Source organism: Pantoea endophytica (genome assembly GCF_002858935.1).
Classification (GTDB): Bacteria; Pseudomonadota; Gammaproteobacteria; order Enterobacterales; family Enterobacteriaceae; genus Pantoea; species Pantoea leporis.
The window spans coordinates 195,484-217,499 of record NZ_PJRT01000031.1 but is presented as its reverse complement, the minus strand read 5'-3'; the positions used below and the strand labels follow the sequence as shown (position 1 = coordinate 217,499).

Annotated in this window: 23 protein-coding genes; 7 read left to right on the top strand and 16 right to left on the bottom strand. The window is 57.5% G+C overall.

Annotated elements, in window-relative coordinates; all coding sequences use genetic code 11:
- Positions 1-42: 42 nt before the first annotated feature.
- Positions 43-1,305 (top strand): YidR family protein, encoded by a 1,263-nt coding sequence (locus tag PZBJ_RS19675; protein ID WP_101763890.1) that lies wholly within the window; start codon positions 43-45, stop codon positions 1,303-1,305.
- Here PZBJ_RS19675 and PZBJ_RS19670 read toward each other — a convergent pair.
- The gene (locus tag PZBJ_RS19670) at positions 1,283-1,642 is read right to left on the bottom strand and encodes a YceK/YidQ family lipoprotein (protein WP_304622225.1); all 360 of its coding nucleotides are present in this window, start codon (positions 1,640-1,642) and stop codon (positions 1,283-1,285) included. The two genes, PZBJ_RS19675 and PZBJ_RS19670, sit on opposite strands and share 23 nt — an antisense overlap.
- Before the next feature lie 286 nt (positions 1,643-1,928).
- On the opposite strand from PZBJ_RS19670, the gene ibpA reads away from it, so the two are divergent.
- Positions 1,929-2,342, top strand: a complete 414-nt coding sequence (gene ibpA / locus PZBJ_RS19665; RefSeq protein ID WP_101763888.1) for a small heat shock chaperone IbpA — start codon at positions 1,929-1,931, stop codon at positions 2,340-2,342.
- Between the two features lie 46 nt (positions 2,343-2,388).
- On the opposite strand, the gene PZBJ_RS19660 is transcribed toward ibpA, so the two are convergent.
- From PZBJ_RS19660 to PZBJ_RS19635, 6 genes are read right to left on the bottom strand one after another with little or no spacing between them, the layout of a single operon-like run.
- The gene (locus PZBJ_RS19660) at positions 2,389-3,294 is read right to left on the bottom strand and encodes an EamA family transporter (protein ID WP_101763887.1); all 906 of its coding nucleotides are present in this window, start codon (positions 3,292-3,294) and stop codon (positions 2,389-2,391) included.
- Positions 3,295-3,315: 21 nt separating this feature from the next.
- A complete protein-coding gene (locus PZBJ_RS19655; RefSeq protein WP_101763886.1) occupies positions 3,316-3,816 on the bottom strand; it encodes a YbaK/EbsC family protein in 501 nt (166 codons plus the stop codon).
- Between the two features lie 27 nt (positions 3,817-3,843).
- Positions 3,844-4,644, bottom strand: a complete 801-nt coding sequence (locus PZBJ_RS19650; RefSeq protein WP_101763936.1) for a 2OG-Fe(II)-dependent halogenase WelO5 family protein — start codon at positions 4,642-4,644, stop codon at positions 3,844-3,846.
- 5 nt (positions 4,645-4,649) lie between these two features.
- The gene (locus tag PZBJ_RS19645; RefSeq protein ID WP_101763885.1) at positions 4,650-5,357 is read right to left on the bottom strand and encodes a class II glutamine amidotransferase; all 708 of its coding nucleotides are present in this window, start codon (positions 5,355-5,357) and stop codon (positions 4,650-4,652) included.
- Entirely contained in the window at positions 5,345-6,622 is a 1,278-nt protein-coding gene (locus PZBJ_RS19640; RefSeq protein ID WP_101763884.1) for an ATP-grasp domain-containing protein, read from the bottom strand. Before PZBJ_RS19640 ends, PZBJ_RS19645 begins: the two co-directional genes overlap by 13 nt.
- A gap of 17 nt (positions 6,623-6,639) precedes the next feature.
- Entirely contained in the window at positions 6,640-8,106 is a 1,467-nt protein-coding gene (locus tag PZBJ_RS19635; RefSeq protein WP_101763883.1) for a hypothetical protein, read from the bottom strand.
- Positions 8,107-8,302: 196 nt separating this feature from the next.
- On the opposite strand from PZBJ_RS19635, the gene PZBJ_RS19630 reads away from it, so the two are divergent.
- On the top strand, positions 8,303-9,736 hold the full coding sequence (locus PZBJ_RS19630; RefSeq protein ID WP_101763882.1) for an aminotransferase-like domain-containing protein: 1,434 nt from the start codon (positions 8,303-8,305) through the stop codon (positions 9,734-9,736).
- 72 nt (positions 9,737-9,808) lie between these two features.
- Here the strand turns inward: PZBJ_RS19630 and PZBJ_RS19625 are convergent, their stop codons facing one another.
- The 9 genes from PZBJ_RS19625 to PZBJ_RS19585 form a co-directional block, all read right to left on the bottom strand.
- Positions 9,809-11,056 carry a valine--pyruvate transaminase gene (locus tag PZBJ_RS19625; protein ID WP_101763881.1) on the bottom strand — a complete coding sequence of 416 codons (1,248 nt, stop codon included), beginning with the start codon at positions 11,054-11,056 and terminating at the stop codon, positions 9,809-9,811.
- Positions 11,057-11,137: 81 nt separating this feature from the next.
- The gene (ghrB, locus tag PZBJ_RS19620) at positions 11,138-12,112 is read right to left on the bottom strand and encodes a glyoxylate/hydroxypyruvate reductase GhrB (protein ID WP_101763880.1); all 975 of its coding nucleotides are present in this window, start codon (positions 12,110-12,112) and stop codon (positions 11,138-11,140) included.
- 50 nt (positions 12,113-12,162) lie between these two features.
- Entirely contained in the window at positions 12,163-13,446 is a 1,284-nt protein-coding gene (locus tag PZBJ_RS19615; RefSeq protein ID WP_101763879.1) for an MFS transporter, read from the bottom strand.
- A gap of 180 nt (positions 13,447-13,626) precedes the next feature.
- On the bottom strand, positions 13,627-14,571 hold the full coding sequence (locus PZBJ_RS19610) for a sugar kinase (protein ID WP_008105274.1): 945 nt from the start codon (positions 14,569-14,571) through the stop codon (positions 13,627-13,629).
- Positions 14,572-14,581: 10 nt separating this feature from the next.
- Positions 14,582-15,328: a sugar phosphate isomerase/epimerase family protein gene (locus tag PZBJ_RS19605; RefSeq protein ID WP_101763878.1), complete on the bottom strand. Its 747-nt coding sequence runs from the start codon at positions 15,326-15,328 to the stop codon at positions 14,582-14,584.
- 125 nt (positions 15,329-15,453) lie between these two features.
- On the bottom strand, positions 15,454-16,479 hold the full coding sequence (locus PZBJ_RS19600) for a LacI family DNA-binding transcriptional regulator (protein ID WP_101763877.1): 1,026 nt from the start codon (positions 16,477-16,479) through the stop codon (positions 15,454-15,456).
- Positions 16,480-16,537: 58 nt separating this feature from the next.
- On the bottom strand, positions 16,538-17,542 hold the full coding sequence (locus tag PZBJ_RS19595) for a LacI family DNA-binding transcriptional regulator (RefSeq protein WP_101763876.1): 1,005 nt from the start codon (positions 17,540-17,542) through the stop codon (positions 16,538-16,540).
- Between the two features lie 159 nt (positions 17,543-17,701).
- Positions 17,702-18,364 carry an OmpA family lipoprotein gene (locus PZBJ_RS19590; RefSeq protein ID WP_101763875.1) on the bottom strand — a complete coding sequence of 221 codons (663 nt, stop codon included), beginning with the start codon at positions 18,362-18,364 and terminating at the stop codon, positions 17,702-17,704.
- A 109-nt stretch (positions 18,365-18,473) separates the two neighbouring features.
- Positions 18,474-19,034, bottom strand: coding sequence for a DNA-3-methyladenine glycosylase I (locus PZBJ_RS19585; RefSeq protein WP_101763874.1), 561 nt, complete (start codon positions 19,032-19,034; stop codon positions 18,474-18,476).
- Positions 19,035-19,174: 140 nt separating this feature from the next.
- Here PZBJ_RS19585 and PZBJ_RS19580 point away from each other — a divergent pair, with 140 nt between their 5' ends.
- The 4 genes from PZBJ_RS19580 to dnaC all read left to right on the top strand — a co-directional run bounded on the left by PZBJ_RS19580 (position 19,175) and on the right by dnaC (position 22,009).
- Positions 19,175-19,870, top strand: a complete 696-nt coding sequence (locus PZBJ_RS19580; RefSeq protein ID WP_101763873.1) for an autotransporter — start codon at positions 19,175-19,177, stop codon at positions 19,868-19,870.
- 73 nt (positions 19,871-19,943) lie between these two features.
- Positions 19,944-20,621 (top strand): hypothetical protein, encoded by a 678-nt coding sequence (locus PZBJ_RS19575; protein ID WP_101763872.1) that lies wholly within the window; start codon positions 19,944-19,946, stop codon positions 20,619-20,621.
- A gap of 111 nt (positions 20,622-20,732) precedes the next feature.
- Positions 20,733-21,269 carry a primosomal protein DnaT gene (gene dnaT, locus PZBJ_RS19570; RefSeq protein ID WP_101763871.1) on the top strand — a complete coding sequence of 179 codons (537 nt, stop codon included), beginning with the start codon at positions 20,733-20,735 and terminating at the stop codon, positions 21,267-21,269.
- Entirely contained in the window at positions 21,269-22,009 is a 741-nt protein-coding gene (gene dnaC, locus PZBJ_RS19565) for a replicative helicase loader DnaC (RefSeq protein ID WP_101763870.1), read from the top strand. The genes dnaT and dnaC overlap by 1 nt, the downstream gene beginning before the upstream one ends.
- The last annotated feature ends 7 nt before the right edge of the window (positions 22,010-22,016 follow it).

Here is a 22,016-nt window from a genome sequence, read left to right as displayed (position 1 = left end):
TCACGTAATTTATCCGGCAACTGTTAGATGGAAGGTTGCCTCATGTCAGAAAAACAAATCACCTTTGCCGCGCGTCATCATCAACTTACCAACATCAACGTCTGGACCGGCGACAGCCAGTGGCTGGCATTTGATGTGCGACCTTCCGGCGCCTCTTTTACCAGCCTGACTATCGAGCGCGTCAACGTGGCGAGCGGTGCCGTTGAAGTGTTGTATCAGGCTCGCGATGGCGCGCACGTTGGCGTGGTCACCGTCAGTCCGGATTTGCCGCCGCGTTACGTTTGCATTCATGGTCCGGAACATCCGGATGCGCACTGGCGCTACGATTTTCATCACCGACGCGGCGTGATCGTGCAGCAAGGCATCGCCGAGAACCTCGATGCCTGCGACATCACCGCGCCCTACACGCCTGGCGCGCTGCGCGGTGGCTCGCATGTCCACGTCTTCAGCCCGGATGGTTCGCGCCTGAGCTTTACCTACAACGATCATGTGATGCATGAAAAGGATGCTGGCGACGACCTGCGTAACGTCGGCGTGGCCGTGCCGCTGCATCCGGTGTGTCCGCCTAAACAGCATCCGCGTGAATATGAGGGCAGCCATTATTGCGTGCTGGTCAGCCAGACGCAGCGCGATCCTCAGCCGGGCAGCGACCAGATTGACCGCGCCTATGAAGAGTGCTGGATCGGGAATCAAGGCTATCAGAAAGCGGATGGCAGCTGGCAGCGCTGGGCCATCGCCTTTATCGGTGATACGCGCGCCGCCAACGGCGACAAAGTGCCGGAAGTGTTTGTGGTGGATCTGCCCGCCGCGTTAGCCGATTACGCCAAAGCGGGCGCTTCGCCCTTACAGGGCACGGCGGATAAATTGCCTGCGCCGCCAGCTGGCGTGCAGCAGCGACGCATCACGCACACCCATGGCCTGGCGCTGCAACCGCGCCACTGGCTGCGCGCCTCCGCGGATGGCAGCGCCATCGCCTTTTTGCTGGCGGACGAACAGGGCGTGATTCAGCTGTGGACGGTTTCACCGAATGGCGGCCAGCCACGCCAGGTGACGCAGCTGGCGAGCAGCATTCAGTCGGCCTTTAGCTGGCATCCACAAGGCGGCGCGATATGCTTTATCTGTGATAACAGTGTGATGCGCTGTGAAATGGCGACGGGAGCCTGTACGCGCTTAACGCCACGTAGCGATCATGCGCCATCCGGTGATGCAGTGGTCTGGTCGCCGGATGGCGAAAAGATCGCTTATATGCGGGAAGTGGACGGCTGGCGGCAGCTGTTTTGCGTCAGTGCGGCTGCGCGGGCATAGACGCGGCGGTCGCCAGGCTGGCTTGCGTGCCGGCCATTTTTTCGCTCTGCATCACGCGCTCGTGAATCGAATCCTTACTTTTATCGTCGTCAGAACGGAAGTAATCCCACGGCAGCAGCACGGTGTCCATCACCGCTGAGAACGGGAGATCGATCAGCGCCAGCGGCTTGATCGCCCAGCTGGTGTTGTCGTCAGTGATCATCTCTGCGCTGGCGCGCGTGCCGGGATAGTAGCCCTGACTGGCGCCAGTGTGAGACATAACGCTGGAGCAACCTGAAGTAACAAAGGTACTGCAAACCAGCACAGCTGTGAGTGGAAAGCGTTTCATCATATTCATCATCATCATCCCTTCAGTCATGGCATGGCCCTGGCTGGAGTGTGTCACCTGACGTTAAGCAAAGCTCTGTGGCTGCGTCTTGGATCTCAGGCGATTGGTCCCCTGAGTGTATGTCATATCGTCAGATTTGCTTTAAAAAAATACGCATCAGCCCTTGAAAGCGACCAGGCTGCACCCACTTTTAAGGAACGGTCTTGTTGCTGTTGCCGGAAGGGACAGCAACGGACTGCACAACCTGTCCATGGTGGAAGGTTGCCTAAACTTGCTGAATATCAGGAGTCTTATTATGCGTAACTTTGATCTCACCCCACTTTATCGTTCTGCCATTGGTTTCGATCGCCTGTTTAACCTGCTTGAGTCCAACCAAAACCAGGCCAATGGTGGCTACCCTCCGTATAACGTTGAGCTGGTGGATGAGAATTTCTACCGTATCACCATTGCCGTGGCGGGCTTTGCTCAGAGCGAGTTAGATATCACCTCGCATGACAACGTGCTGGTGGTGCGTGGCGCACATCCTGAAGAGCAGCCGGAGCGTAAATACCTGTATCAGGGTATCGCCGAGCGCAACTTCGAGCGCAAATTCCAGCTGGCCGATCACATCACGGTGCGCGATGCGCGTCTGGAAAATGGTCTGCTGAGCATCGATCTGATTCGCATTGTCCCGGAAGAGGCGAAACCGCGTCGTATCGAAATTCTGTAATCAGGATGTGAGTTAAAAAAACGCCGCTGAAAAGCGGCGTTTTTGTTTAGGTGCGCACCAATAATCGCTGACTCACCATGCCGCCAAACACATTCACCAGCAGGCCGAGGATGATCACTGAAACGCCGATCATCTGCTGAATCGACAAGGTTTCACCGAGAATCAGCGCCGCACTGAGAATCCCCACCACCGGCACCAGCAGCGACAGCGGTGCCACGCGCCAGGTTTCATAGCGGCTCAGCAAATTACCCCATATCGCGTAGCCGACAATGGTGGCGATAAAGGCGAGATAGATCAGCGCCAACACCGTTTGCAGTGAAATGTGCAGCAGGCTGGTGACAATCGCCGCTTCGCCATCGAACAGCCATGAGCAGGCAAAGAACGGCACGATCGGCACCAGCGCACTCCACACCACCAGCGACATCACCGGCACTTTGCGGTTACGCAAAATGATTTTGTTGGTGATATTGCCGAGGCCCCACGACAGCGCCGCAGCCAGCGTCAGCATCATGGTAGTGAGCGTAATGCCCGCTGTGGTTTGGCCTGCCATGCCTGCGGTTGCCAGCATAAACATGCCGAGCGTCGCCACCAAAATGCCGACTACATGATTCCAGCGTAACTTCTCCGCCAGGAACAGCGCCCCCAACAGCAGCGTGAAGAAGGCCTGCGCCTGTAACACCAGCGACGCCAATCCTGCCGGCATGCCCAGCTTGATGGCGAGGAACAGAAAGGCGAACTGGCCAAAGCTGATGGTCATGCCGTAGACGATCAGCCAGCGCAGCGGAATCGCCGGACGCTTCACAAACAAGATTGCCGGAAACGCCACCAGGCTAAACCGCAATCCCGCCAGTAAAAAAGGCGGCATATCCTGCAGGCCCAGCTTAATCACCACAAAATTCACGCCCCACGCCACCACAACCAGCAGGGCTAACAACATATCTTTCACTGACATACACAGTCCTTACTGCCGCGATCAGGCGGTTGCCGTCACCGGTGTTGCGATCTCGGCACAACATTCATCACCGACAACCTTAAAGAAGTCATCCACCTGTAAAGCCACGGAGCGATCCAGTGCCCCGGCGTTAAACCACAGCGTGCCGACGTCGCGCAGGCGCACATCGACGCGCAGCGCCAGCCGATCATCAAAACTAAACGGCGGCACCGCGCCCATCACGCACTGGGTTAACTCCTGCGCTTTCTCTGGCGCCGCAAAGCTCGACTTCTTGCCGCCAATGGCGCGTGCGGCGCTCTTGAAGTTGATCTTGCAGTCGCCCGGCACAATCGCCAGCAGATAGCGCGCATCCGCGCCATCCGGCATCGTCACTTCCAGCACCATCGCTTTGGCCGCCTGATTGAGATCGTTACCGCGAATCTCGCTAATCAGGTCGGTCTGGCCGATGGCTTCATGCTCCACCACGCGATAACGCGCCTGATGATGATCCAGCAGGGCCGCTACTTTTTCATAGGTATTCATGTTCGTCTCCTCGTCGAAAACCTGGCGTTAACTCCAGGCGATGGCGTGTTTCATTTTTTTGTCGGTCAGGCCAAAGAAGAAGCCCATGGTGATGCGCGTGTCGCCTTCCACGCGATCAATTTCGTGATAAAACGCCGGATTAAACAGATAGATATCGCCACTGCGCGGTGAGAACTCGCATACCTCGCTGTGTTCGATGACGCCGGTTTGATAACCCAGTTCGCCCGGCGTTTTGTACCATTCATCCACCGGCTGCCACTTCTTGTTGAAGATGCGCAGCGCGCCGCCGGCGTTGCACTCTTGCAAACAAACCACGCAACTCAGCTGGTGCAAGATGCGGGTCACCGCCAATCCGCTGCCGGCGGCATCGCGCACGATGTTGTCGTTATGCAGGGGATTGGCGACGCCGTCAGCGTGGAAGCGCACAATCGAACCGGCGTAATCGCCCAGCTCGGGTTCGTTGGCGGTTTGCAGGCTTTCCAGGCGCAGCGCGTGCTGCACCCAGTTGTAGATCTGATCGCGCAGGCAGTGCAGCGACGACGGCAGCGCGGCCTGAATATCGCGCAGCTCGGTGAAGTAGTTTTCCGGCGCAGCGGTGTGCTTCGCCAGATAAGGGCCGAGCGTGGTCAGCGCGCCGTTTGGATAGTGCGATACCCGCACCTGCTCGCGGCACTGCTGCAAATCCTCCACCACCGCTGCGCGCACGTCCGGCTTGAGGAAGTTACGTAACACCAGCAGCGGCACGCGCGCCGTCACGATGTCATCCAGCCAGGTGCTCTCCACAAACATGTTTGGATGAATAACGCGGATCTGATTGAAAATCGCCATGTTGATCACTCCCCAATTGGAAATTCATGAAGTTCATGGTTGTTCATACGACGCCATTCAGACGCCGTGCCCAGTGCTGAAATAGGTTCAGAAGAGATGAAAGTGGTGTCGTTTTTCTGTAAGCGGTGCAGCGTGAAATAGTTGGGATAGGGCGTGTCGTCGGGATGCCATTGCCACGCCCAGGCTTTATCGCGGGTGACAAAAATGGCGTTGGCCGAACTGCCGCCCGGCGCGACCTGCGCCATCTTGTCGCGCAGATAATCGCGGGTGAAATCGGCGGGCGTGGCGCGATCCACCATATATTCGAGATACTCCGCGGAATCGAAACGCGACTCCGCCATGCCCAATTGCTGATAAACGGTGGGCAAAAAACCGTTATGCATCATGTACCACTGCGTGGCGCCGCTGGTGCGCCACAGCGGATGGGAAAATTCGATACCGTGATTTTTGCTCAGCGTGGCGTGGCGCACATGCACCGCCAGAAAGCGGCCGCGCAGGCGATCAACATCAATGGTCGGCAGCGCATCGGCGAACGTGCCGGTGCCGTGCAGCGTGCGAATGTGCCCTTGCTCCAGCCATAAACAGCCCCAACCGTTAGGATGCTGTTTAATCGGACCTTCGTGCGTGGCGGTTTCGCCGCAGCTCATGGCACGCGCGGCGTCCAGCACTGCGGCGGCATCGAATTGGCCGTGCGCCACAATCATTCTGCACATAGTAAATCTCTCCGAGTGGTGAGCGATGAGGCCTCAAGGATCTGATGGAACACCGCCAGAATGTCGTCGCGGCTGGTCGCTGCGAGACGCAAGGTGGCGAGAATGCCGGCGTGGCGGGTTAAATCGGCATACAGCGAAGAGCGTGGCGAAACTGCAAGCGCGGGCAGATTGAGCGGCGGCAACAGCTGACCGCGCTGATGCTGTGCGATCCAGCGCTCAGCCGCGTCATACTGCAGGCGCTGACGCAAACGCACGCGGCCCACCGCCTGCGGCTGCGCCGGAAAATGCAGCGGCGGCATGCCGTGACCGGCTTCGATGTGGAACGCCACTTCCGCCCAGTTGATGCCGGTGACTTCCTGCACCAGATTCACCACGCCCATGCCGGAAAGGCGGAAGCCCATTTCAAGGAAATGCGGTTCGCCGTTGACCAAAATGAAGTCGATGTGAAATGCGCCCTGACGATAGCCGAAGGTTTCACAGCAGAAGCTCATCAGGCTGCTAAAGCTGGCGGGCAGCTGCTGCGCGGCGACCGCCACATGGCCGGATTCGTAAAAACTGACGCAGCCGTCGGCATCGCTATGGTGTTCAATCACTTTTTGGCAGCAGGTCAGCGCCACCGCATGGCCGTCCGCCACCACGCCTTGCAGCGAATACTCATCGCCCGCCAGCCAGCTCTCCACGATAAAACCGCTGAAGCCGCGCCCGCCGTAATTCATGGTGTCGACCAGCTTGCCGATCACCGCATCAAGCTGGCTGGCCTGTTTCACCAGCCAGACGCCAAGACCGCCGCCGCCGTCAACCGGCTTGATCACGCAGGGATAGAGCAACGCGTCTCGCGCATCCCGAATGCTGAGCGGCGAGGCAAAAAAGCGAAACTCCGGCTGCGGAAAGCGCTGCCAGGCTTTGCGCAACGCCATACGCTGCGCGTACTTATCCGGCGGAATAAAGCTGGCACCGGCGTCGGGCCCCGCCAGCAGTTCGCGTACGCGACCGGCGCTGGCGTTGTAAGCTTCAAAGCCCGCCAGCACCACGTGAGGATGCTCCATCAACCCGGCATGCAAACAGGCTTGCAGTACATCCCACGGATTTTCCGGGCGATCGAGCCGCACAATCAGATCGAACGGCAACGGGATGCTCAGCGATTGGTAATCGACGAAATCGCCCATCTCCGCCAGCACGGTAAAGTAGCCGTCGCGTTTGGCCACCGCGCAGTAAGGATTTTGTCCGTCGCGGGTGGCACCAATCTGCAGGAAAACTTTTCTCATCGCGTTGCCTTACCGGGTTAACGCCCGGAGATCACTTCAGTGACGACGTCGTGCATGACCCCGTTATTCACCTGAATCACTGCTTTGTGCGGGTCAAAACGCAGCACGCGCGAAAGCGCATCGCCGCGCTGTTCGTCCAGCAGTGAACTCACCTGCTTGCTACGCCAGCAGTGACGCATCTGCGCCACGGTCAAACCAGAGCGTTGCTCCAGCTGCTGCGCCAGCCCCAGGTCGTCGCTCTCGCCGCGCAGCAAGGCGCGCACCGCCGCTTCGTCCGGTGCATCGACTAACTGCTGCAGCCAGCTTTTCAGCTGATTACCTTCGGCGATAAACGGCGAATAGATCATGCAAACCAGTTGGGTTTCATTGAGGCCAAATGCCTGCTCGGCGAACTGCGCGGCGCGCTGGCGGGCGCGCTTAATCGCTTCATCGTCCTGATAACGTGCCGCCATCTCATCAATCAGCTGCGGCGGGAAATCTTTTTTCACCATCAGCCCGAGCGCAAAGCGCACATATTCGCGAATGCCTTCGGCGTAGCTGCGCTGCAACAGCGTCTCCGCACGCAGACCGCGAATATGTGCCATTAACGTCGGGTTACCGCAGTCCGATTCGGAGAAGCTGAACATCAGTTCATCAAAGCGAAAATGCATAAATTCAGTCAGCAGCGCCCAGTGCGCGCCCGCTTCATAGGCGGTGTCCTGATAGATATTGAAGAACAGCGGATCGCGTTCCAGCTGCCAGGTAATGCGGTGCGCGGGCGTCACCTGATCGGCACCGTAGATATCGGCGAAGTAGCGTTCAGCCACGCCATCCAGCGTCTGCAGAAAGCCGCTAAAGCCGCGCGACTTATCCGCCACCGGCGCAGCAAACAGCCGCGAAAGATGGCGCGCCCACGCCAGATAAGCGGTTTGCTCCTGCGGCGAATCGCCGGTGATGATCACATCAACGCCGCCGTCGTAATGCGCCGCCAGGCCAAACGAGTTGACCATGCTGAGATTACAGGCGTTACAAAACGTGGAGCGCGCATCGGCGCGGAAGCGATGGCCATTCATCAGCACATCGTTGCGATTCTGCTGGCGCACGCTGTCTGGCATCGGTAAATGGCGATCGAAGTGGCGGATTTGCAGGCCGTCAGTCACCAGACATTCGGTAAAGTCATCATCGTGGATGTGCAACGCGCGATACACGCGATCGATATTCTCCATTACGCTGTCGTTCATTGCCGCATGGCGGTTGGTGCTAATGCGCAGCTGAAAGGTGCTGCCATGTTGCTGCCAGATCAGCCCCTGAATGTAGCGCACGTACGCCACCATATAGCTGCTGTCTTTGCCGCCGCCGTAGGCCAGCAGCACGCGGTTATTCTCCGGGTGCGTGGCATCCGGGAGCGCGGCAAGTAAACGGCGTGAACAGTGTTGCGCGGAATCAATAATCGTGGGGGTGAGATATCCACTAATCTCTCGCATCAGGGTGGACAGATTATTCATTTTTCACTTCATCCTTTGGCTAAAAAGTCGCTGCTGCCGTGCTGGCGGCATCAGACGGGAAATGGGCCACGAAGGTGCTACGGAATGAATGCCTTAAAGACGATTGCGCGGGTTATCAATTAACTAATGCAGCCTAAAGTACTTTGAATGTAATCTGGTGAAAACGCACAGATCCGGACGAAATAGGGTGGAACAGATGGCGGGTGAAACGGAACAGGGCAGTCGTTACCGTCAAATCGCAGAGCAGATAAAACAAGCCATTCACAGCGGCTCGCTGCCGCCCGACAGCCGTTTACCGTCGGTGCGCACGCTGGCGACGCAGTACAGCGTCAGCATGACCACCGCGCTGAAAACATTACGCACGCTTGAGGATGAGCACTACGCGGTGGCGCGTCCCAAGTCCGGTTTTTTTGTCGCACCGCGGCCTGTTAATAAAACCTTTCCCACGCTCATCAACGAGCAAGCGCGCGAAGTGGCGCCGCTCGATGAGCAGACCGAGCTGCATCTGGCGATGCTCGGTTCAGACTGCCGCGTGCGGCTGGATCTGGCCAACGGCGACCTTTCACTCTATCCGGTGAAGAAGATTGGTTTGCTGATGCGCCAGATGGGTTACAGCAAACCGGCGCTGCTGGGAAATACCGTAAAAGGCACCGGCTACGCGCCGCTGAAAAATGAAATTGCACGCCGCGCGGTGGATTATGGCTGCAATATCAATGCGGATGACATCCTGATCACCAACGGCTGCATCGAAGCGATTTCGCTGGCGCTGCGCGCCACCACGCGGCCCGGCGATATCGTTGCGGTGGAATCGCCGTGCTATTTCGTGTTGCTGCAGATGCTGCATAACCTCAATCTACGGGTGATTGAGGTCGAAGCCGGGCCGGAAGGTTACGTCAATGTGGAGAAACTCACTTCACTGTTCCAGCGCAAAGCGGTGCAGGCGTATCTCACCATCAACAACATCAATAATCCGCTCGGCAAAAGCATTCCCAACGAGCAGAAAGCCTATATCGCGCGTCAGGCCGACGAGAACGATGTGGTGATCATTGAGGATGATATCTTCGGTGATACCGCGTTTGGCGAGCGCCGTCCGTTCCCGATGCGTGCCTTCAGCCCGAACGCTATTTTGTGCAGCGGCTTCTCGAAAACGGTTGCGCCGGGCATTCGCATTGGCTGGGTGCACAGCAGCAACTACATGCGCAAAATCGCCTCGCTGAAATACACCACCAGCATGGGCACGTCGGTGTTGTCTCAAGCAGCGATTGCCGAACTGCTGCGCAGCGGCGGCTATGATGCGCATCTGCGTAAGCTACGGCGCGAGTTGAAGAATCAAATCCAGCATATGCGTCAGGCGGTGCTGCGCTACTTCCCGCCGGGCACGCGGGTGTCTGATCCTGAAGGCGGCTATGTGTTATGGGTGGAAATGCCGATCGGTGCGCTGAATGTGCGCGCGCTGTTTCTCAAGGCGCGCAACGCGGGTATCGGTATCGCGCCGGGCCACATTTTCGCTACCGATCACCGCTACGATCACTGTTTTCGACTCAATGCCGGTTTTGGCTGGAATGCCGAAGTGGAGCAGGCGATTCAACAGCTGGCGCAGTGGTGCCAGCTATCTATAACGCAGGGATAGCGCAATAGATTGCGCCGCTACGGAATGTGCACACAATCGTAGCGGCGCGATTCATCGTGCGATTTTGAAGCTTTAATTCTTAAACGCGGCTTCCAGCTCTTCCGCCAATATCTGCACCGCGCGCTCAATCTTCTCTGCATCCGGCACATAGTTCATGCGCATGCATTGATGGGTGTGTGGCCATTCATGTTCCAGCCCGGGGAAGAAGAAGTGGCCGGGCACCATCAGCACGCCGCGCGCTTTCAGGCGCTGATACAGCGTTTCGGTGCTGATCGGCAGATCGCGGAACCACAGCCAGAGGAAAATCGCGCCTTCGGGTTTATGAATCAGGCAGCGATCTTCCGGCAAATAGCGCCGCAGAATCGCAATCGTCTCGCTGACTTTGGCCTGATAGAACGGCTTAATCACCTCTTGCGACAGACGCAGCAAATCGCCGCGTACGATCATCTCATTAGCAATCGCAGGACCGATGCTGCCCGGTGCCAGGCTAATTATGCCGTTCATGTTGCCAATGGCGGTGATAGTGCTGTCATCGGCGACGATAATGCCGCAACGTGCGCCGGGCAGGCCGAGTTTCGACAGGCTCATGCACAGAATGGTATTGGGATTCCACAGCGGGCGCGCTTCGCTAAAGATGATGCCGGGGAACGGCACGCCGTACGCGTTATCAATCAGCAGCGGTACGCCGTGCTGCTGCGCCAGCGCATCCAGCTGCAGCAGTTCATCATCGGTGATCACGTTGCCGGTTGGGTTGGTCGGGCGCGAAACGCAGATCAGGCCGACATCGTCATTCAGCGGCAAATGGTCGAAATCAACGTGATATTTGAACTGGCCTTCCGGCAGCAGCTCAATGTTTGGCTTGGCGGAGACAAACAGATCCTCTTCCAGACCGGCATCGGCGTAGCCGAGATATTCCGGTGCCAGCGGGAACAGCACGCGCTTTTTGCTGCCGTCGGCGCGACGTCCGGCGAACAAGTTGAAGAGATAGAAAAACGCGCTCTGGCTGCCGTTGGTCAGCGCGATGTTTTGCGCGGTTAATGGCCAGCCAAGTTCCTCACGCAGCATCTTCGCCAGCGCATCCAGCAGCAGCGCTTTGCCGCGCGGACCATCGTAGTTGCACAGCGCTTCGCTCAGCTGGCCGTCCTGATGCATCTGCATCAGCAACTGGTTGAAATAGTCATTCATCGCTGGGATCTGCGCCGGATTACCGCCGCCAAGCATGATGGTGCCGGGCGTGCGCAGGCCTTCACCCATGTCTTCCATCAGACGTGAGATGCCGGAGTGTTGAGTAAATTTGTCGCCGAACTGAGAAAAGGACATAGGAAGTTAAAACGTTGTGAAATCGAATGGGGAACCACCATAGCGCCCGCCGCTGGCAGGCGCAATGGGTAAAAGGCAAGCTTAGCCTTGGATCTGCGGGTTAACGCAGTTTTTCTCGACTTTGCCGCTCAGGGCGGCGATCAGGTTATCTACCGCGTCGCGCGCCATGCCGTAACGGGTTTCATGGGTGGCGGAACCGATGTGCGGCAGCGCGACCACGTTCGGTAGCGTCAAAATTTCGGCATCGGCGGGCACCGGCTCAACTTCGAACACATCCAGACCGGCGGCGTGGATAGTGCCGTCTTTCAGCGCCGCCGTCAGCGCCTGCTCATCCACCACCGGACCGCGACCGGCGTTGATCAGAATTGCGCTTGGCTTCATCAACTTGAGCTGCGCCGCGCCAATCATATGGTGCGTCTGTTCGGTCAGCGGCAGGCTGATGCAGACAAAATCACTCTCTTTCAGCAAGGTTTCCAAATCGCAGGCACTCGCACCAAAGCAGGTTTCCGCCTCTTCATGCTGACGACGCGCGTTGTAGAGAATGTTCATGCCGAAGCCAAAGTGCGCACGCTGCGCCAGCGCCAGGCCGATGCGGCCCATGCCGAGAATGCCGAGGGTTTTGTGGTGCACATCAATGCCGAAATGATCCGGTCCGATGCTCTTTTTCCACTCGCCGTTTTTGACCCACTTATCCAGCTCGGTCACGCGACGCGCGGTGCTCAGAACCAGCGCCATCATGGTATCGGCGACGGTTTCGGTCAGCACGGTTGGTGTGTGCATCAGCAGCACTTTGCGTTGATTCAGCGCATCAACGTTGAAGTTATCGTAACCCACCGACACGGTGGAGCAGGCGCGCAGCGCGGGCATTTTTGCCAGCAGCTCGCCATCCACTTTGCCGCCAGAGCCGAGCAAACCTTGCGCCTGTTCGAACTGCGCCGCGTGTTTTTCGATAGTTTCCGGGGAAATGTCATGCACTTCAGTGACGGTGAAATGGGCATCCAGTTTGGTGCGCAGGTCATCTGGCAGGCTCTTATAAAGAATCACAGCAGGTTTCATCTTTTGCTCCCTTTAAAATGTAGGGGAGGCTTTAAGGCCTCCCGAATCGATTACGCGTGCTTCGCCCCGTGAACGGGCGGCGGCGTTTTGTTCTGGGCTGGTTTGACGATCAACGTCAGCCAAACCGAAGCCAGCAGCGCAGCACCCATGAAAATGTAGGAGGCGGCAGGCGAACCGGTCGCGCCATTAAGATAGCCTACAATCCATGATCCGACGAAGGAACCCAGTGCGCCCATGCTGTTGATTAATGCCATCGCACCACCGGCGACGTTGCGCGGCAACATCTCAGGAATGATGGCGAAGAACGGACCATAAGGCGCATACATCGCCCCACCGGCAATTACCAGCAGCGTATACGACAGCCAGAAGTTGCTGGAACCCACCAGATACGAACCGAGGAATGCCAGCGCGCCAATCAGCAGCAGCGGCCAGACAAACAGTTTACGGTTCTGGGTTTTATCTGACGCCCACGACACCACGATCATCGCAATGGTCGCCACCAGATACGGCACCGCAGACAGCCAACCGGCTTCCACCATGCCCATCTGCGAACCGTTACGCAGAATGGACGGCAGCCACAGCACGAAACCGTACACGCCGATGCTCCAGGCAAAATATTGCAGGCACAGCAGGATCACGTTGCGATTACGGAACGCTTCACCGTAGTTACGTACCGCTTTAATCCCTTCCTGCTCTTTTTGCAGCTGCGCCTGCAGCGCGGCTTTCTCGCTTTCGCTCATCCATTTGGCCTGGGCAGGTTTGTCCTGCACCAGGAACCACCAGGCCACCGCCCAGATCACTGCCGGGATGCCTTCAATGATAAACATCTCGCGCCAGCCAAAGGACTCAATCAGATAGCCAGAAACCACCGACATCCACAGCACCGTCACCGGATTACCGAGGATCAGGAAGGTATTGGCGCGCGAACGTTCGGATTTGGTAAACCAGTTGCTGATATAGATCAGCATCGCCGGCATTACCGCCGCTTCCACCACGCCGAGCACAAAGCGGATCGCCGCCAGCATCGGAATGTTGCTGACCACGCCAGTCAGCGAGGCGCAGCCGCCCCATAAAATCAGGCACCAGAAAATCAGCTTCTTCACGCTGCGACGTTCGGCGTACAGCGCGCCGGGGATCTGGAAGAAGAAGTAGCCGAGGAAGAACAGGGCGCCCAGCAGCGATGACATGCCTTTGGTGATGCCGAGATCGTCATTTATCCCTGCGGCAGAGGCGAAGCTGAAGTTCGCCCGGTCCAGATACGCCAGACTGTAGGTGATAAACACGATGGGCATGATAAACCACCAGCGTTTTGGCGCGATTGTCTGCGATTTCATGGGGTGACTCCTCTGGTTGAGGTGGACGCATTCAGTGGATGCGCCTCGCGATATTGTTGTAGTGGGTACAGCTATTGGGTTTCGTACGGACCCGTAGCGGCGCAATTTATTGCGCTTCTGGCAGCGAAGCCGCTGCGAAAAGCGCGCGATGCATCGCGCCGCTACGGGATTGTGCTGTTATCAGTAATCGCCCAATGCCGCGCGCGTCGGCAGGCCTTCGCTGTCGCCAGCGACCTGAATCGCCAGCGAACCGATCTTATTACCGCGCAGAATCGCCTGCGGCAGGGATTTTCCTTCCAGCAAAGCGCTGATCAGCCCAACCGCAAAGCCGTCGCCGGCACCCACGGTATCGACCACATTCTCGACGCGAATCGGTGCGACCTGGCCTTGCTGGCCGTCGGCGGTTTTGTACCAGGCGCCGTCGCCACCGGTTTTGATCACCACCGCTTTCACCCCTTTATCGAGGTAGAAATCGGCGATGGCTTCCGGCTGGCGGTAGCCGGTGAGAATCAAACCCTCTTTCTCGCCCGGCAGCACCCAATCGGCGTATTCCGCCAGATGATTGAGTTGCTTGCGCATCTCCTCTTCGCTGCGCCATAACACCGGACGCAGATTAGGATCGAAGGAGATGGTTTTGCCCCGCGCGCGCATCTCTTTTGCCGCGTGTTGCGCCAGGGCAAGCGAGCTGTCAGAGATTGCCGCCGCCACGCCGCTCAGATGCAGATGGCGCGCGCTGCCAAAGTAGTCGTCGTTGAAATCGTCGGGCGACAGATGGCTGGCGGCGGAGCCTTTGCGGAAATATTCGACTTCCGGATCGGAGCCGTCATCGACGCGGGATTTGAGCTGGAAGCCGGTGCGATAGCGCGCGTCCGTGGTGACGCAGCGGTGATCGACGCCCTCTTTTTCCAGCTGTTGCAGTGTAAAGCGACCAAAACTGTCGTCGCCGACGCGGCTCACCCAACCGACCTGCAAACCGAGGCGCGCCAGGCCAATCGCCACGTTGAGTTCTGCCCCAGCAATGCGTTTGACGAAGCCTTCTGCTGCGGCGAGATCGCCGGTTTGCTGGGCGATAAACATCGCCATCGCTTCACCAATCGTCACCACATCCAGCGTTTTTTGCGTCATCATCGGCTCCTTACGCTGCACGCAGCAGGTCAACGTAATGGCGAGTGACCGCCAGCAAATCCCCGCCTTCCAGCGGGAATTCGATGCCGCGCGGTGCGTCGGTTGGCAGCGCGTTCAGCAGCGTGCGCCAGCTATCGTCGGCCTGATCCAGCGCGATCGCGCGGAAAGTAGCGCCGTGTGGCACCGCCGCTTTAACGTGGATGTAGCTAACGTAGCGACTGAGTTGCGCGGCGGCCTGCAAACCGTCTTCGCCGGTCCACTGCCAGTTGCCCATATCGAAGGTCATATCCAGCGGCAATGCGGCATCGCAAGCCTGATGGAAGAAGCGCAGCATCGGTGCCAGTTTGCTGTCTGGCGTTTGATCGTTCTCAACCACCAGCGTCACCGTTGATGCTTTAAGTACATCAAGCAGCGCGCGCGCATCAAGTTCAACAAAATGGCCAAGCGCCACTTTCAGGCGCTGAGCGCCGATTTGTTCGGCTTCCTGCAGGAACTGCGCCAGACGCGGATTCAGCGCACCATCATCCAGCCACAACGCTTCCGGCACGGAATAGCTGGCGCTCAGCTGATGCTGGGAAATCGCATTGCCCAGCGCATGCAGCAGGCAGAGTTCATTTTCGTTGAACAGCTCGCGACGAATTTCGACGCCATCCGCGCCGGCCTGTTTGATCAGCGGCAACAGCGCGGCCTGGCCACCCAATTCCGCTACTTTCTGCGCGCCGTATGCGGCAGTTACAACAATAATTTCTGGTTTCATCACGTTTCTCCGGGCATGACCACATCCCATTCGTTATAAAAAACCTAAATGGAACCGGTTCCAAAGGAAAGGCGCAGACCGTGAAATTATGATCATGCTCACGAAGTGAGCCATAAAAGGCCGGCTTAGCGCAGCGGCTGGCTGGAGCCGCGTACGATCAGTTCGCCGGAGAAGAGCTGTTCGCTGACCGATTGCTCGCTGCCCTCAATGCGCGCGATAACCTGCTCCAGTGCGGCGTAACCAATCTGCCAGGTGGGCTGTTTCAAGGTGGTGATGCCGACGCCCGCCAGCGCCGCCCATTCCAGTTCGTCAAAGCCCAGCAGGCCAATCGCTTCGCCCCAGCGCAGCGCAAGGCGCTGCAGCGCGCGCGCCACTTGCAAGGTCAGCGCGCCGTTGGCGGCGATCACCGCACAGCGTTTGTCGGGATGGCGCTGGTGGAATTCCCGCAGCTGTTTTTCCAGCGCGTCGGGCTGATGCAGCGCTATTTCGGCATTCTCTGCCGCAATCTCTGGCGCGTTTTTTACCGTGTCGTAGAAGGCGCGCAGACGTTCACGGCGCGTATTAACGCTGCCGAGCGGCTCGCTAAGGAAGAGCAGGGCTTGATAGCCGTTATCCAGCAAATGTTGGGTCGCAACCGTGGAGGCTTCAACGTTATTGAGCCCCACCATATCGCAGGCGAAATCGGGGATTTTCCGGTCAATCAATACCATCGGCAGCATCGACTGTTGCAGGCGATTGAGCACTTCTTCATGCATGCCCACGGCATTAACCACAATGCCTTCCACCTGATAGCTGCTGAGCAGTTGCAGGTAATGTTGTTCGAGATCGACTTCGTTGTTGGTGTTACACATCAGCAGGGTAAAGCCCTGCGCACGACACGCCGCTTCAATGCCGCTCAGCACGTCAACCGAGTAAGGATTGGTGATGTCGGCAATGATCAGGCCAATCAAACGCGTGCGGCCGCGTTTCAGTCCGCGCGCCATCTGGCTGGGACGATAGTTGAGTTCGGCGATGGCCTGTTCGATACGGGCTTTGAGATCGGGCGAGAGCAGATTCACTTCGCCATTCAGATAGCGGGAAACGCTGGTTTTACCGGTTTTTGCCGTACGGGCAACGTCACTGATTGTGGCTCGTGGCGGCCTGGTTTTCATTGCTTACACCTGCTGAAAAGAAACAGGCGAAGACTAACACAGCTCGCGCCAGGCGCAATCATTGCGCGTCAGAAGTGAGTCGCAGCACCGGCTGCCAGAGCGTTTGCAGATCGCCTGGCGGCACATCATCGAGCAGTTGCAGCACCATTTCGGCGATGCGCTCGCCAATGTGCTGCTGCGATGATTGCAGAATAGTGTTCACCGGCTGATCGACAATCGAATCGGGCGGCAATCCATCATACACATACAGCGGAATCGCCTGCGCGCCCTTAAGGCGGGCCGCCTGCTGCAGCGCAATCGCGGCACCTTCACCCAGCGTGCTGCAATCGGTGATGATCGCCTGCGGCGCGTCGCCGTGGGCCAGCCAGGCATTGGTTTGCTGATAGCCGGAGCGGCGCGTGGCGGGTAGCGCGGCCATCAGGGATTGATCGACCGGCGCCTGATGCTGAATCAGCGCATCAATGAAACCCTGGCGGCGATCGAGGATGTACGTTGCCGTTTCGTTACTGCCGAGATAAGCCAGACGCGGCCACCCTTGTTGCAGGCAGTGTTCTGCCGCCAGGAAGGTACCGGCGTGATTATCGTAATCAATCCACGCGTACGGCAGCGGCAGCTCGCTGCGGCCGAGCGTCAGGAAGCGGAAACCCTTCTGTTGCAAGCGTTGCAGTCTCGCATCCTGCGGCAGGGTGTGCGTTAAAATCAGCGCATCGATGGCGCCGCTGCGCAGCATGCGGATCAGCTTACGCTGTTGCCCTTGCGGTTTGTCAGGCAGCAACAACAAATCAATATCGTGCTGGGCGAGGCGTTGATCCAGCATCAGCAGCATTTGGCTGTAATAGCTGTCATTGAGCGAGGCGTGGCTGATGGGAAAGAGCAGACCGACCGCATTGGCGCGACCGGTTTTCAGGCGGCGGGCAGCGTCGTTGGGGCGATAGCCGCGCGCATTCGCTTCGTCTTCAATGCGTTTACGCGTGACGGCCGCTACATCGTCATAGCCATTTAGCGCCCGGCTCACGGTAGTAACAGAGAGGCCAAGGGTAGCGGCGATGGCTTTGAGTGACATGATAGCGTCCCACTGATCAATTTTTGATCACGCTAGCATAAAGGAAAAGGCGGCTCTATCGGTTACGAATTTTTTAGCTTTTTCTAACAAAGATGGCGTCAAAAGAGGCGGAAAAATGTGACAAAAGCCGATCTGTTCGTGCAGATCGGCTCTTTACTTTTAGCCCAGTGGGCTGAGGGTGATCTCAACGCGACGGTTCTGTGCTTTACCGTCTTCGGTGCTGTTGCTGGCAACCGGATTATCCGGGCCTAAACCCTGGGTGCGCAGACGGTTTTGCGCCACGCCTTGCAGAATCAGACCGCTGGCCACGCTGTCGGCGCGCTGCTGTGACAGGCGCATATTCAGCGCGCGCGTGCCGGTACTGTCGGTATAGCCCACCACATTCACGGCGGTTTTTGGATACTCTTTCAGCACCATCGCCACGCCGGTCAGGGTGTTGGCGCCCGCCGGTTTCAGGTTGCTGCTGTTGGAATCAAAGGTGACGTTATTCGGCATGTTGAGCACGATGTTGTCGCCCTGACGCGTCACGCTGACGCCGGTGCCGCGCATTTTGTCGCGCAGTTTCGCTTCCTGCACATCCATATAATAGCCCGCGCCGCCGCCCAGTGCGGCACCGGACGCCGCGCCAATCAGTGCACCTTTACCGCGATCTTTCTTCGACGATGACAGCACGCCCACGCCCGCACCCAGCACCGCGCCCAAACCGGCGCCGATACCCGATTTGCCCGCCTGCGATTCGCCGGTATAGGGATTGGTGGTACAACCCGACAGCGCGAGGCTGCCGCTCAGTAACAAGGTCAGCGCCAAAATACGCTTATTCATGAAAAATCCCTCACAGATTTAAACGGGGAAAAGCCCCAAAACGGCACTATTATGCCGTTCAATTATGGGGAAATGCGTGAGGGTCAGTCTTAATTTGTAAACTTTTGCTTTAAAGATTATCAGGATGGCAAAAACAGCTGGTTTGATGATCGTTAATTAAGCCGCAGGCCTGTAGAAATGAGTGGCAGGTTGTGGGGCCGACGAATTTAAAACCACGCTTCTTAAGTGCTTTCGACAGCGCAATCGCGGGCTCGGAGGTCGTTGGCGCGTCTTTGTAATTCGCGTAACGGTGCAAAATCGGCGTATGGTCGACAAAAGACCAGATAAAGCGTGAAAACTCCTCTCCGGTGGCTTCCAGCGCCAGCAAGGCACGCGCATTGTTGATGATCGCTTCCAGCTTGCCGCGATGGCGAATCAGTCCCGCATTTTGCATCAACCGTGCCATGTCGCTTTCATCCATCAACGCCACGGCTGCGGGATCAAATTCATGGAACGCGCGGCGGTAGTTTTCGCGTTTTTTCAGTACCGTAATCCATGAAAGTCCGGCCTGTTGGCCTTCAAGACAGACCATTTCAAATAAGACTCGCTTATCGGTTTGCGGCACGCCCCACTCTTTATCGTGGTACGCCAGATACAGTGGATCCTCAGTTACCCAGCCACAACGTTGCATTGCATCACTCCCTTAGCCTATGAAATAGCGGTAGTTCCCTTGACGAATGGCAAAAGCGATTAATAGTTATACAAGGGGCGCCGATATAGATCTTATAAAACCTAAACGCCCATCTCTTCCCGGCTCGTCAGGAGTCCTTCATGTTGCAGAAAAGTCAGCGGACAGGCCAGCATATAATCGCGCTGGCTTTTGGCAGTGTATGGCTATTTTTTCTGGCCGGGAATACCTATGCCTTTGATCAATCGAGCCAGAATAGCGCACCCGATTACAACGCCATACTTGCTGAAAAAATTTCCAGTAATCACCTGATGTTGACAGAAAACCCCGATGCCAACCTGTTTGACGCCGCGCTTAACTCGCCGAATGACTACGCGCTGGTGATGCACAGTGAAACCGCCAGCGTCGGCGCTACGCCTTTTGTTAATCGCTACTCTGCCGGCTGGTCGATGCCGATGAGTAAAGCGGTGAGCACCGGGCCGGTGGCGCAGTTTGCGGTAGATGATTCGACCTTGAGCTGTCCGAAGTGCGCAGGAGTGGATAGCAACAACGCCGAGCACATTGCCTCCGTTGGCTGGCGCGTGGATTCCAGCCTTAGTGGGATATCGCCGTGGGCGCAGGTGAGTTACAGCCATCTGGTAAATGAAGAGTTGCCATCGCCCACCCGCGAACGAGCCGAGGATATCAACGGACGGGAAAACAATTGGGTGGATGTCAGCGTCGGCGCAAATATGCCGCTGGGGCAAAATATGGCGGCCTTTGCTTCTTTTGCGCAAACCGGCGCAGTGACCAGCGGCGAGCAGTTTATTTATAGCCTGGGCGTCAGCGCCAGCTTCTAATCGGCATAAAAAGAGAAGTGACAAAACCTGAGGTCCATATACTAAGCGCGCTAATCATTACTTTGGTCACAATATGCGCAACAATATTATTCTTATTAGCCGTGAAGTTACGGCCTTTCTCATCAGTGGATTGGTGCTCGTTTTCTGTATGGCGATGGTCTACATCGACGTCAACTGGATGAACGATGCCCTGCACGAAACCTCCTTCACCGAAATCACCCAGGAGCTGATGCTCTTGCTCATCGCCACCTTCTATTTCCTCTCGGCCTGGCAGCGGCCATCACAACGCAGCGTGCTGATCCTGGTCGGAGGTTTTTACAGCTGCATGCTGATTCGTGAGATGGACTTCCTGTTCGATTTCATCAGGCACGGCGCATGGCTGTGGTTTGCGCTGGCGACGACGGCGGCCTGTCTGGCGATGGCCTTCCGCCAGCCGCGCCAAATCCTGCCCGGGCTGGCGTCGCTGGTTCAGCATCGCAGCTGGCAGATGATGGCCGCAGGTTTACTGGCTATTTTGGTGTTTTCGCGCCTGTTTGGCATGCATCAGCTGTGGGAACATCTGATGCTCGATGGTTATAACCGCGTGGTAAAAAACATGGCGGAAGAGGGCAGCGAGATGTTTGGCTACAGCCTGTGCCTGATCGCATCGGCTCGCTATCTTTGGCAAACCCGGCCGCAGCCTGGCGCGGTTCGGGTGCCGCACGCGTCACGCCATGTGGATCGCGCCGAACCGCTGACGATGCCACGCTAATCGCTGCGACCTTTTTGACGATCACTTGTCCTAAAACAGGTACACTTACCGCATAACGCCGGGCTGAATTTGCCGCCCGGCGCACCATGCTGGTTAACGTCAGGTTTCTTCATGTCAGTCAAAATCTTATCTTCAACGTTGGTGGGGCTGGATGGCTTCTGCCATGACCCGCTCGCCGTGCTGCAGCAGGCCGATAACGGCACGCTGGCGGTGCTGCATAACAATACGCCGGCGTTTTATGCGCTCACGCCGCAGCGTCTGGCGCAGCTGCTGGCGCTGGAAGCCGCCGCGCAGCAGCCCAATGATGTCACGCTGGATGAGAGTCTGTTTCAGACCGAAAGCGCGCCCATCGCCACGCCGGTGGGCAAGTTCGCAATGTATGAAGGCTGGCAGCCCGATAGCGATTTTCAGCGTCAGGCCGCGATCTGGGGCGTGGCGTTGAGTGAACCGGTTACCGCCGCCGAGCTGGCCACGTTTGTGGCGTACTGGCAGGCGGAAGGCCGTTTGTTCCATCATGTGCAGTGGCAGCAGAAGCTAGCGCGCAGCGTGCAGATGAATCGCGCCGCCAATGGCGGACAGCCAAAGCGCGATCTCACGCAAATCAGCAATACTGATTACGATATTCCCGATGGATTCCGAGGTGAGTAATGAAAACGCCGAACAATCTTTTTAGTCGCCTGAAAAAGATGATGCCGTCCGAAGTGCAGCCGAAATTCAAAAGCGGCGCGGAGCTGCTGGCCTGGAACCAGGAACAGGGCCGCTTGCGCTCGGAAGCGATTGTGCGAGAAAACCGCGCGATGAAAATGCAGCGCATCATGGGGCGCTCGGGCATCCGCGAGCTGCACATGAACTGCTCGTTCGACAACTATCGCGTGGAAAATGATGGGCAGCGCAAAGCGCTGGCCATGGCGCGCGAATACGCCGCCGGATTTGAAAACAGCATCTCCAGTTTTGTTTTTTCCGGTCGTCCCGGCACCGGTAAAAACCACCTTGCCGCGGCGATTGGTAACGATCTGATTATTCGCGGTAAAAGCGTGCTGATTGTGACCGTGGCCGACTTGATGTCGAGCATGAAAGGCACTTTCAGCGGCGGCAGCGATTTAACTGAAGAGCGCCTGCTGCACGATCTCAGCCATGTGGATCTGCTGGTGATCGATGAGATCGGGATGCAGAGTGAATCGCGCTATGAAAAAGTGATCATCAATCAGATTGTTGATCGCCGCTCATCGTCGAAACGCCCAACGGGCATGTTATCGAACCTCGATCCCGCCGGCATGAATTCGCTGCTGGGTGAACGCGTGATGGACCGTATGCGCCTCGGCAACAGCTTGTGGGTGCGCTTTGACTGGGAAAGTTATCGCAGCCGTGTGCGCGGTGATGAGTATTGAGGAGTGC

What these genes read in the sequence shown, in the direction of transcription:
- PZBJ_RS19575 (WP_101763872.1), top strand. Translation starts at nt 19,944, where the DNA reads ATGCGCAACAATATTATTCTTATTAGCCGTGAAGTTACGGCCTTTCTC.
- ibpA (WP_101763888.1), top strand. Translation starts at nt 1,929, where the DNA reads ATGCGTAACTTTGATCTCACCCCACTTTATCGTTCTGCCATTGGTTTC.
- PZBJ_RS19660 (WP_101763887.1), bottom strand. Translation starts at nt 3,294, where the DNA reads ATGTCAGTGAAAGATATGTTGTTAGCCCTGCTGGTTGTGGTGGCGTGG.
- PZBJ_RS19585 (WP_101763874.1), bottom strand. Translation starts at nt 19,034, where the DNA reads ATGCAACGTTGTGGCTGGGTAACTGAGGATCCACTGTATCTGGCGTAC.
- PZBJ_RS19625 (WP_101763881.1), bottom strand. Translation starts at nt 11,056, where the DNA reads ATGTCCTTTTCTCAGTTCGGCGACAAATTTACTCAACACTCCGGCATC.
- PZBJ_RS19635 (WP_101763883.1), bottom strand. Translation starts at nt 8,106, where the DNA reads ATGAATAATCTGTCCACCCTGATGCGAGAGATTAGTGGATATCTCACC.
- PZBJ_RS19600 (WP_101763877.1), bottom strand. Translation starts at nt 16,479, where the DNA reads ATGAAAACCAGGCCGCCACGAGCCACAATCAGTGACGTTGCCCGTACG.
- PZBJ_RS19645 (WP_101763885.1), bottom strand. Translation starts at nt 5,357, where the DNA reads ATGTGCAGAATGATTGTGGCGCACGGCCAATTCGATGCCGCCGCAGTG.
- PZBJ_RS19615 (WP_101763879.1), bottom strand. Translation starts at nt 13,446, where the DNA reads ATGAAATCGCAGACAATCGCGCCAAAACGCTGGTGGTTTATCATGCCC.
- PZBJ_RS19595 (WP_101763876.1), bottom strand. Translation starts at nt 17,542, where the DNA reads ATGTCACTCAAAGCCATCGCCGCTACCCTTGGCCTCTCTGTTACTACC.
- PZBJ_RS19650 (WP_101763936.1), bottom strand. Translation starts at nt 4,644, where the DNA reads ATGGCGATTTTCAATCAGATCCGCGTTATTCATCCAAACATGTTTGTG.
- PZBJ_RS19630 (WP_101763882.1), top strand. Translation starts at nt 8,303, where the DNA reads ATGGCGGGTGAAACGGAACAGGGCAGTCGTTACCGTCAAATCGCAGAG.
- PZBJ_RS19590 (WP_101763875.1), bottom strand. Translation starts at nt 18,364, where the DNA reads ATGAATAAGCGTATTTTGGCGCTGACCTTGTTACTGAGCGGCAGCCTC.
- PZBJ_RS19655 (WP_101763886.1), bottom strand. Translation starts at nt 3,816, where the DNA reads ATGAATACCTATGAAAAAGTAGCGGCCCTGCTGGATCATCATCAGGCG.
- PZBJ_RS19640 (WP_101763884.1), bottom strand. Translation starts at nt 6,622, where the DNA reads ATGAGAAAAGTTTTCCTGCAGATTGGTGCCACCCGCGACGGACAAAAT.
- dnaT (WP_101763871.1), top strand. Translation starts at nt 20,733, where the DNA reads ATGTCAGTCAAAATCTTATCTTCAACGTTGGTGGGGCTGGATGGCTTC.
- dnaC (WP_101763870.1), top strand. Translation starts at nt 21,269, where the DNA reads ATGAAAACGCCGAACAATCTTTTTAGTCGCCTGAAAAAGATGATGCCG.
- PZBJ_RS19675 (WP_101763890.1), top strand. Translation starts at nt 43, where the DNA reads ATGTCAGAAAAACAAATCACCTTTGCCGCGCGTCATCATCAACTTACC.
- PZBJ_RS19670 (WP_304622225.1), bottom strand. Translation starts at nt 1,642, where the DNA reads ATGAATATGATGAAACGCTTTCCACTCACAGCTGTGCTGGTTTGCAGT.
- PZBJ_RS19610 (WP_008105274.1), bottom strand. Translation starts at nt 14,571, where the DNA reads ATGACGCAAAAAACGCTGGATGTGGTGACGATTGGTGAAGCGATGGCG.
- ghrB (WP_101763880.1), bottom strand. Translation starts at nt 12,112, where the DNA reads ATGAAACCTGCTGTGATTCTTTATAAGAGCCTGCCAGATGACCTGCGC.
- PZBJ_RS19605 (WP_101763878.1), bottom strand. Translation starts at nt 15,328, where the DNA reads ATGAAACCAGAAATTATTGTTGTAACTGCCGCATACGGCGCGCAGAAA.
- PZBJ_RS19580 (WP_101763873.1), top strand. Translation starts at nt 19,175, where the DNA reads ATGTTGCAGAAAAGTCAGCGGACAGGCCAGCATATAATCGCGCTGGCT.